Genomic DNA, 8,882 nt, shown 5'->3' with positions numbered 1-8,882 from the left:
CGCTTCTGGTACTTGCTTGCCACCTGGTCACTGCTTCCTCTGGAACCACTCAGGTCCCAGTTTCCAGGTGTTCACGATCAAGGGGAAGCTTCAGGGCGTAGTAGGCGCTTTCGTGTTCCCAGCGCTCGTGGTAGAGGAACACGAGGCGCTCGGCCGGATAGCGGTCGGCGTCCACAAGAGTGGTTGCCAGGCGATAGGAGCCGTCGAAGGTGCTGCCGTCCGAGCAGTGGATGCTCACACGGGCCTCGATGATGCGTACCCGGACACCTCCGATGACCGAGAGGTAGGAGGAGTCGGCGAGCTGGTGCAGGACCGGCAGGCGACGCCGATGTTTGATACGGCCGAGGATCTGTGCGCCGGTGGCGTGCACCGCGGCGAAGAAGTCGTTGCCGTCGAAACCTCGGTCCCACAACACCAGCATCTCCGGGCCCAGATGCTCCAGCAGCGCGGTGGCATAGGAGATCTCGCCCCTGCGGGTGGGGCCGAAGACGGCCGCGATGACGGACCGGGTGCCGGTCTCGACCAGCGTCATCAACTCGACCTGGGGGTAGCCGCCGTTCGGACACCGTCCCAGCCGGTCCCGGTTCCGCTCGCTGTCGGGCACCTTGATCGAGCTGCAGCCGTCGAACGACACCGTCCGGAACGGACCGAACCGCACCCCCGACGTCGTCGGCTGAGCCAACGGCCCAGCCAGCACCTCGAACAACGCCCGCACCGGCGCGCTGCCGAGCCTGCGGCGCAGATCACGCAACGCCTTCGTACTCGGACAGACGATCGGCATCCCGGCAAGGCCGGCGGTCAGCTTGTCCCAGACCAGCCGGTAGCCGACCTCGGGAAACAGACACATGGCCAGGAGGAGATAGACACCGACACGGGAAGGGAGATCACGCAGCCGCCGCTGCACGGTCCGGGTCTCCTTCAGGACAGCGTCCACCAGCTCGAACGGCACGATCGCAGTCAGCTCGCCCAGATGGCCGGGCGCGAAGCGGCCCGCGGCCACCGTGACCGTTCGGGTGATGGTCGTCATCGCGGGCGGAAGGACAGAATGAGCGGGCAACGGAGCTCCCTTGCGATACGAGCTGTCTTGGACGACTGCCCGTACCAACGAGCTCCATTGTGCTACGTCAGGAGATTTTCAACTCCCTTGTGTGACCTGCGAAAACGCTAACTACCCGGCCTTGGGGGAACTTCAGCCTCGGGCTCGCCTTGTGGGCGTTCACCCGGCACAACACTCCGGACCCCGCTGCCAGGGTCCCCTCTCGCAGCAGACCCTGAGCGTTCTCGCCTCACACTCCGGCCTGCGGAGCGCGCCACTCATGCAAAGGATGAGCGGTCCGGGGGCGGCCGTCGGGCACACCGGCGTGGCGGCTGCCCCGGGGGCACTTTGGGTCGTGCGGCGGATCGACTTCATGTCCAACAGGAGTCCGTTAGGCGCTACGCCGACGATGGCGCTGCTGGTGCAGCTCGGGGCGGGGTGACGGGGCTGCCCTGCGGCGGCGGTGCCTCAGCTCTGTGCGGTGTCGTCACCCGTCTGCCCGGCGCCCTCAGCTGCGGCTGCCTTCTCGCGCATCTTGCGTACCAGCTGCGCCTTCTGGTCGGCGGCGCCCTGACGGTCGAGGTTGCGGTGCGGCCCATTGTTCTGCCGTTCGGCGCGGGACAGCTTCTTACGCTGGCCGCCACCCATACCCACAGGGTTGTTGATGTTCTTGCTCACGGTCACGGGTTCTCCCGGAATGATGTGAAGTGGTCTACGGATTCATCGGTGGGGGACGGTCGCGGCGACGTCGAAGGACGTCAGAGGGGGCCCATCGCTCTCACTCGTAAATCGGCGTTTGGAAGAACATGACCAAGACGTTACCCGGTTCCACCGGCCCCGCAGACCAAGGTTCTGGACTGCCATCTTTCACGATGGTCCAGTTCCCGCTGCTGCTCGCGTCGGGCTCCCGGTCGTACGCCCAGGATCCCGAAAGCCCGTACGAGGATACAGGCTGAGCCTCCCGGCGATGCCCGCGTTGGAGCCGGGCCGCGCGGGCCGCGCACTTTGTGTGCTGCGGCCGTCGGGACTACGAGGACTTCTCCCACCTCGAGAAGGCAGACCAGGCCGTCGCCGCTGGGCCTGGTAGTGGGAGGCGGACGCACTCTTTGCCCGGGTCCCAGTTTCCAGACGTGGTCGAGGTCGCGCCTCTTCGGTTTGCGCAAGCGACACCGGTGCGCGATCAGCGCCCCTGTCGGCAATGCTCCCGCCGGCTCGGCCTGGCCATGAGCACCGTCAAACGCTAACCCCGGTGAGTTTGCGGCCGGTGGGGTCCTCGTCCTCGTCCAGGGCGGCCTTGACGGCCAGCCGGGTGCCGGACCGCGTAACGCAGGTAGCCCGAAGAGTCGCGCACGATGCCACCGACGCCGGGCACCGGCGGGAAGGCGCCAGTGGCGGAGTAACGAGTGCCGTTCGCCTTGGACCGGTTCAGGTGGTGCAGGTCCGCCGCGAGAAACGTCCACGACGATCTTGTGCTCGCCCTGGGACACAGGCTCGGGGTGCTCGCCGGAGACGGCGGAGCGTCGTACGTCGTGACAACCGCGGCATGTCATGAGGAACTCCCACAGCTTGGTTTGTATTACAAAGTACTATTAGGGTTGTTGGTAATACAAATGATGTCAAGTAGGGTGGCACGCATGGTTCCCGACGACTCCACGGACGCCCTGATCGACGGCCTGGTCCGCAGTTCCTTCCAGGTCATGGGCGTTCTCACCCGCATCGGCGCCGAGCACGACCTGTCCCTCACCCAATTGCGCGTGCTCGGTATCTTGCGCGACCGACGCCCTCGCATGAGCGACCTTGCAGCCTTCCTGGGCCTGGACAAGTCGACCCTGTCCGGCCTCATCGCCCGCGCCGAACAGCGCGGGCTGCTGACACGCGGTACCAGCCCCGAGGACAAGCGAGCCGTCGTCGTGCTGATCACCGACGCCGGACGCGACCTCACCCAGCGCCTGTACGAGGAAGCCCGGGACGCCCTCGCGCCGGCCACCGGCCGACTCGATCCGGAACAGCGCGATCAGCTCGCTCAGCTGCTCGAGCCGCTCCTCACCCCGCCCCTGCCGGCAACGCCGCGTCCCGAGCGCCCGGTCCGTGGCATGCCCTGAGCCCGGGACCACCTGCCGTCGCCGGCCCGGCGTGCCGGGGCGAGTTGGGAGCCTCACACGGAGGCGGTGCTGTGCACGCAGATGATCTCCACCCCCTCCACTTCCTCCTGCAGAGTGACCCCCGCAGGATCGTCCTCGCGCGGTCCGATGTCACGGCGTCGAGGACGACGGCCAGCTCCACTTCACGGCGCTGAAGCCGGAGGGGGAGCCGGCGTCGCTGCTGGCCTTGCGGGCGGCGGTGAAAGCGTCGCTCATCGGGTGGGCCTGTCGCGGAGGTACTGCTGGAGGTGTTCGCCTGGACCGGCGCGGACCAGGCGTCTCATCTCACCACCAGCGGCGACCTACCTCAACGACCGCTGGGCCGAGGGCTGCACCAATGCCTGGACGGTGTGGGAGAAGATTGCTTCGCTTGGCTGTCAGGGCAGCTACCAGCGGGTTCGTGCCTATTTCCGGGAGAAGCGGTTCTCGCCGGGCCCCGTCACCGCTCGGCCACCGTCCCCCCGGGTCGTCGCCGGATGGCTCCTGCGTCGGCCGGAGACCCTCACCGAGACGGAGTACCTTCGGCTCAAGGCTGTGGCCAGATGTTCGGCCGGGCCGGCTTTCATCTCCTCTGTAAGCGCGTCCTGCTCTACTCGTGATGCACAGGTCAGACGGCATCATCAAGGAGGCCGAAGCCGTCCGGGAACCCTTCCAGGAACTCCCGCCGCGCGGGGTCGGACTCGGCTTCGGCCATCGTCCCGAGCAGACCGATCAGTTCGCTCCGTTGGTCGCTCGACAGGTTGCTGGCCAGGTGGGCGACACCCTCCAGGACCTTGACGGCGTCGTCCGGATCCATCTGCTCGTCTTCGCTGCTCTCGATGAACCACAGGACGTCGACCAAAGCCTCGGCCAGGGCGTGGGTCAGAGACGAGTACACGGGCTTCAAGGCGGACTCCCAGCAAGTCACGGCAGCAGAGTCCGGTGATCTCACCACACGCTACTGACATCCCACTCAGTCAGCCCTCCACGGAAAGTGGACCAGAACCGAAACTCGTGAAGACCTTCCCCCCAGAGATCGCTCTGAAGGTGAACGAAGCCAGCTTGGCCTGCAACGGGCCCGGTGCGTCCGCGACGACCTCCATGATGTCCCGATACACGTCCGGCAGCACCGATGTCACCAGCCTCCCGCCACGGCGGGATCATCACCGCTCCCACTGCGTGCGGCTGCGACTCCGGCTCCGCCGGCACGTCCGCCTCGACGTCACTGCCCGCGGCCGACAGCTCGGCCAGCACCTTCGTGACGGTTTCCCGCGTGATCTCCAGCCGCGACAGCTCCTCGCGGGCCTTCTCCAGCTGGACGGTCAACTCCGCAGATTCGGCCTGCAGTTCCTCCACACACCGCCAAGCTGCGGCCTCCCGCCCCTCAAGCTCCTCCGGCAAAGACACCACGGCGCCCCACCCCCACTTCAACACGGTAGAAGCAAGCCGCCGCCCCAGCACTGCCGATCAGCGTCTTCCCAGCTCAGTCATCCCCCGAAAGGAGCCGCGCCCAAATGAGATGACGCCTCAGCATGCGTCTGGCGGTCAGTGGCGCGAGTGGACGATGTGGTGGTCGCGCAGGCTCTGTCCGGTTTCCCGAAGGGTTCGCGCGGCAGGGCGTGCTGTCCAGCCCAGTTCGTCGATCGCCTTCTGGCTGGACAGCCGCTCGGGGCGGCCGACGTAGCCGAGGGCGAGGCGCAGGGCGGGGTCGAAGCGGGCGGCGAGCCACATTGCCCAGTAGGGGAGGCGCCGGGTGGGGACGCGGAAGCCCGCGGGACCGAATTCGGTGGCGAGGACGCGGGCCATGTCGAGCACCGAGGTGTACGTACCACCGCAGAGGTAGCGGTTGCCGGGGGCTCGCGGGTTCTCCATGGCCAATCGGTGCGCGGTAGCGATGTCCCGGACGTCGACGAGGCTGAAGCCGAGGTCGGGGACTGCCGGCATGGATCGGTCGAGCAGCCGTTGGACGACCGCGTTGGAGGTGTTCACTTCGGCGCGCTGCAGAGGGCCAAGGACGAGTGCGGGGAGCAGCGTGACCAGGTCGAGGCGGCTCTTGTCGGGCAGGTCGGCGTAGAACTTCCAGGCGGCGCGCTCGGCGAGGGTCTTGCTCTTCTCGTAGGGCGAGCAGTTCTCGATGGGCGACCAGTCGTCCTCGGTGTGGTGGCCGTTCTCGGGTTCGGCGCGGCCGGCGTTGACCGCCAGGGATGACGATGTCAGGACCACGCGGCGGACGGTGTCGCTCGCGGCCGCGGCGCGCAGTACGCGCAGGGTGCCGTCGACCGCGGGTCGGACGACCTGGTCCTCGGTGCGTGGGACCGAGGGTGGGTTCGGTGAGGCCACGTGCAGTACGAAGGTGCATCCGTCGACCGCTTCGGCCCAGCCTTCGTCGGTGTCCAGGTGGGCGGCGACGAAGTCGATACGCCCGCCGAGATCGGCTGCGAGAGCGGTCAAGTGGGTGACCTTTTCGGTCTGGGCTGGGTCGCGGACCGTGCCGCGGACGGTGTATCCGTGCCGCAGCAGTTCCTCGATGCAGTGCCCGGCGACGAAGCCGGAAGCGCCGGTGACCAGGACGGTGTCAGGCTGGGGGGAGCTCATGGGTTTCCTGCCGAAATATTCTTTTTGCCCATGCTTCGGGCGCTGAACGGAGATGTGGCCGGTGAGGTGTGAGTGTCATGACCAGGTGGATCACGCGACGGGTCCCACTTGTGTGGGCTGTCGCGGGTGGGAGTGCAGTCCCGCACGGCCGGCCGTGCCATGGCCGGGGGCGGGATCGGTCCATGCGTAGTCCTCCGCCGAGGAGGGCTTGTTCTGGAGGTGCCGACCGCGAGCCCGGGTCCCATCAGGTGACCACATGCTGGAGTGGCTGCCCGACGGTGCACGTCGTCGGTGATGCCTGCCCGGGCTGCGATGCGACGATCCTGGCGGTCACCGGGCCGCGCGACGGTTTCAGATCTGGTTCTCACCGCCGTCGACGTACAGGTTGGCGCCCATTATGTAGCTGCTGCCCGCGGAAGCGAGGAAGGCCACAGTGGCGGCGACCTCCTCCGGGCGTCCGATCCGGCCGATCGCGACTTCGGCGCCGAGCTTCTTCTTGAAAGCGGCTGCGCTTTCCTCGCCGACGAGTTCGGTGATGCCGGATGTGTCGATCGGCCCGGGCGAGATCGCGTTGACGCGAACGCCCCGGCTGCTGAGTTCGTTGGCCCAGGTCCGGGCGAAGGACCGGACGGCGGCCTTGGACGCCGCGTACGCGCCGAACGCCGGTGTGCCGTGGTCGGCGGCCGTGGAGGCGTTCAGGATGACCGAGGCGCCGTCATTCAGGAGCGGCAGCGCCTTCTGCACGGTCAGGAGTGTGCCCTTGACGTTGACCTCGAAGATGCGGTCGAAGTCCTCGCCGGTGATCTGCTCCAGCGTCGCGAACGAGGCGGTGGCCGCGTTGGCGAACAGCACGTCCAGGCCACGCCCCCGCTCGCGCACCGTGTCGTACAGCCGGTCCAGATCGGCCGGGTCGGTGATGTCGCCCGGCACCGCGGTGACCGCGGAGCCGATGGACTCGACCGCCTCCTTCAGTTCGGCCTCGCGCCGGCCGGTGATGAACACGTGCGCTCCCTCGGCCACCAGCCGTGCAGCGGTGGCCCGGCCGATGCCTCGCGTTCCGCCGCCCGTGACGACAGCCGTCTTGCCTTCGAGCATTCCCATGATGCAACCTCTCCCTGCTTCTGTTCCGATCGGAACAGAAGTAGACCGTAGCACTTCTGGTCCGATCGGAACAGAAGGGGTATGATCTGGAGTGTGGAAGCTACGAGCAGGGCACCGATCGGCCGGCCGCGAGGGTTCGACACCGACGAGGCCCTGCAACGGGCCATGGTCGTCTTCTGGGAACACGGCTATGACGCCGTCAGCCTCACCGACCTGACCCGCGCCATGGGGATCACCAAGACCAGCATGTACGCGGCCTTCGGTAACAAGGAGGACCTCTTCCGAAAGGCCCTGGAACGTTACGCCGAGGGCCCTGCCTCCTACAGCGCCCTCGCACTGCGGGAGCCCACCGCCCGGGGGGTGGCCACCGCCTACCTCACCGGCTCCGTCCATGCCTCCACCCGGGCCGGCTGTCCGGCCGGATGCCTCGGTGTCCAGGGTTTCCTGGCCGCGGGTCGCCTCGGACGGAGTGCCGGCGACGCGCTTGCCGCGTGGCGCAATGACAACCGGGCACACCTTCGCGACCGCTTCCAACGGGCCATCGACGAGGGCGACCTGCCCGCCGGCGTAAACCCGGACACCCTTGCCCGCTACCTCATGACCATGGCGAACGGCATCGCGGTCCAGGCGGCCGTGGGCGCCACCCGCGACGAACTCCAACAGGTCGCAGATGCCGCCCTCCACACCTGGCCCCCGGCCTGACGGGCTGCCCCACGATTGATCCTGGGGCGCGTCGGCCTATGGTTCGGCCGGCTGGTGCTCACTCGCAGACCGGCCCATCAGCGCCTGACCCTGTCGAGGATTGACTGCCTCGTCGTCCATTGAGGCCGCCATCTCCCTCGGCAGCGCCTCCCGAACTCCCTCGCCTACGTCCCAGTTGGGCCGCTCCTGCCAGATCCGCGGCGTTGCCGTCATGTACAACCGCCGCGCCGCCGGGATCACGCTCTGGCCGTGGATCCCTGCCCACGCCTTCCCCATCGACCCACTCGTCCTGTGTGCCTCATCGATCACGGCGAGGTCCATCGGGGCCAGCTGCTGTCCGTAAGCGCCTTCGAAAGCCTCAGCGAGGACACCGAGGCTGGCGTACGTCGCGTAGACGGTCACCGGCCCCGAACCGTGCCACAGGGCCAGTTGCACGGGATTCGTCGTGGAACGGACCCGCAGGCTCCACAGATCCGGGTCGTCCTGGAGCGAGCAGACAGCAACCGCCGGCCCCGTGTGCCCGACCTCGTGCCACGCCTTCACCGTCTGCGCCAGCAGGTCCAGCGTCGGCACCAGAACGAGAACGCGGCCCTTGGAAGCGAGCCGCTTTGCCGACGCTGCCGCAATAATCGTCTTTCCCGTGCCACACGCAGCGTGCACCTGCCCACGAAGGCCGTTCCACGGAATACCACCCGGCTGGATATCGAAGCCGCGCACAATGGCGGCAACGGCCTCGATCTGGTGGTCACGCAGTTTCACGGCCATGCCCCGTGTTCTCCTTTTCGCAATGCGGCGCGTAATCAGAAAGGAAACCCTGGCGCGCGGTGCTGGGGGGTGTAGTGCCTGATCCCAGATACTACACAGCATTAATTCGTGATGCATCATTCAGGCAACGGCTTCACTCCCTAAGATGACGCGTGACTTATTCTCGCCCATGATCGGCCGGCTTCCCTGTATGCTGACGAGGCATCAGTGAACTTGACTGGACAACTTCGAGGGAGGGGGCAGGGTGGAGCGCAGCGGAACCCGTCAACTGCGGTGCGGGCCGGCACCCGTCAGGTCGATGACCCGTCACTGCCGTTGCGCGGGCGATAGCTAGGGATCCCAAACCCTACACAGGCCCGCACGCGATGCACCCTCCCCGCGTAGCCAGCCAAGGAGGACCCGCTTGCGGGGACTCCCACAATTCGCGCTTGCGCGAATTGCCCAGTCTTTAGAATTCCGCTTGCGGAATTCATTCCCTCCGCTCGCGGAGGGAATGCCGAATTGCGCTTGCGCAATTCGGTGCGCTATGCGGCGGCTTGCCGCCGCATGACCCGCTCCGCGGG

General features: G+C 67.3%; 8 protein-coding genes and 1 pseudogene. 2 read left to right on the top strand and 7 right to left on the bottom strand.

Annotated features, from left to right (window positions below; translation table 11 throughout):
- Positions 1–49 precede the first annotated feature (49 nt).
- Positions 50–1,027 carry an IS4 family transposase gene (locus ACFYQ5_RS35860; protein WP_389203791.1) on the bottom strand — a complete coding sequence of 326 codons (978 nt, stop codon included), beginning with the start codon at positions 1,025–1,027 and terminating at the stop codon, positions 50–52.
- Between the two features lie 477 nt (positions 1,028–1,504).
- Entirely contained in the window at positions 1,505–1,720 is a 216-nt protein-coding gene (locus tag ACFYQ5_RS35855; protein ID WP_389203789.1) for a DUF6243 family protein, read from the bottom strand.
- A 950-nt stretch (positions 1,721–2,670) separates the two neighbouring features.
- Here ACFYQ5_RS35855 and ACFYQ5_RS35850 point away from each other — a divergent pair.
- Positions 2,671–3,138, top strand: a complete 468-nt coding sequence (locus ACFYQ5_RS35850; RefSeq protein WP_389203787.1) for a MarR family winged helix-turn-helix transcriptional regulator — start codon at positions 2,671–2,673, stop codon at positions 3,136–3,138.
- Positions 3,139–3,784: 646 nt separating this feature from the next.
- Here ACFYQ5_RS35850 and ACFYQ5_RS35845 read toward each other — a convergent pair.
- The 4 genes from ACFYQ5_RS35845 to ACFYQ5_RS35830 form a co-directional block, all read right to left on the bottom strand.
- The gene (locus tag ACFYQ5_RS35845) at positions 3,785–4,054 is read right to left on the bottom strand and encodes a hypothetical protein (protein ID WP_389203792.1); all 270 of its coding nucleotides are present in this window, start codon (positions 4,052–4,054) and stop codon (positions 3,785–3,787) included.
- A 50-nt stretch (positions 4,055–4,104) separates the two neighbouring features.
- Positions 4,105–4,512 (bottom strand): hypothetical protein, encoded by a 408-nt coding sequence (locus tag ACFYQ5_RS35840; protein WP_389203785.1) that lies wholly within the window; start codon positions 4,510–4,512, stop codon positions 4,105–4,107.
- A gap of 189 nt (positions 4,513–4,701) precedes the next feature.
- Complete coding sequence (locus ACFYQ5_RS35835) at positions 4,702–5,751, bottom strand: SDR family oxidoreductase (RefSeq protein ID WP_389203783.1); 1,050 nt, start codon at positions 5,749–5,751, stop codon at positions 4,702–4,704.
- 351 nt (positions 5,752–6,102) lie between these two features.
- Positions 6,103–6,852, bottom strand: a complete 750-nt coding sequence (locus tag ACFYQ5_RS35830) for an SDR family NAD(P)-dependent oxidoreductase (protein ID WP_389203781.1) — start codon at positions 6,850–6,852, stop codon at positions 6,103–6,105.
- Between the two features lie 93 nt (positions 6,853–6,945).
- Here ACFYQ5_RS35830 and ACFYQ5_RS35825 point away from each other — a divergent pair, with 93 nt between their 5' ends.
- The gene (locus ACFYQ5_RS35825) at positions 6,946–7,554 is read left to right on the top strand and encodes a TetR/AcrR family transcriptional regulator (RefSeq protein WP_389203780.1); all 609 of its coding nucleotides are present in this window, start codon (positions 6,946–6,948) and stop codon (positions 7,552–7,554) included.
- Positions 7,555–7,656: 102 nt separating this feature from the next.
- On the opposite strand, the pseudogene ACFYQ5_RS35820 reads toward ACFYQ5_RS35825, so the two are convergent.
- Positions 7,657–8,319: pseudogene (locus ACFYQ5_RS35820) on the bottom strand (DEAD/DEAH box helicase family protein); the annotation flags it as partial.
- Between the last annotated feature and the right edge of the window lie 563 nt (positions 8,320–8,882).

The organism is Streptomyces sp. NPDC005794, assembly GCF_042871445.1.
In the GTDB taxonomy this organism is placed as follows: domain Bacteria; phylum Actinomycetota; class Actinomycetes; order Streptomycetales; family Streptomycetaceae; genus Streptomyces.
The sequence above is the reverse complement of the archived record's forward strand: the minus strand, read 5'-3'. Positions and strand labels throughout refer to the sequence as shown.

Coding starts and splice junctions, on each gene's coding strand:
- ACFYQ5_RS35850 (WP_389203787.1), top strand. CDS start 2,671: ATGGTTCCCGACGACTCCACGGACGCCCTGATCGACGGCCTGGTCCGC.
- ACFYQ5_RS35835 (WP_389203783.1), bottom strand. CDS start 5,751: ATGAGCTCCCCCCAGCCTGACACCGTCCTGGTCACCGGCGCTTCCGGC.
- ACFYQ5_RS35830 (WP_389203781.1), bottom strand. CDS start 6,852: ATGGGAATGCTCGAAGGCAAGACGGCTGTCGTCACGGGCGGCGGAACG.
- ACFYQ5_RS35860 (WP_389203791.1), bottom strand. CDS start 1,027: ATGACGACCATCACCCGAACGGTCACGGTGGCCGCGGGCCGCTTCGCG.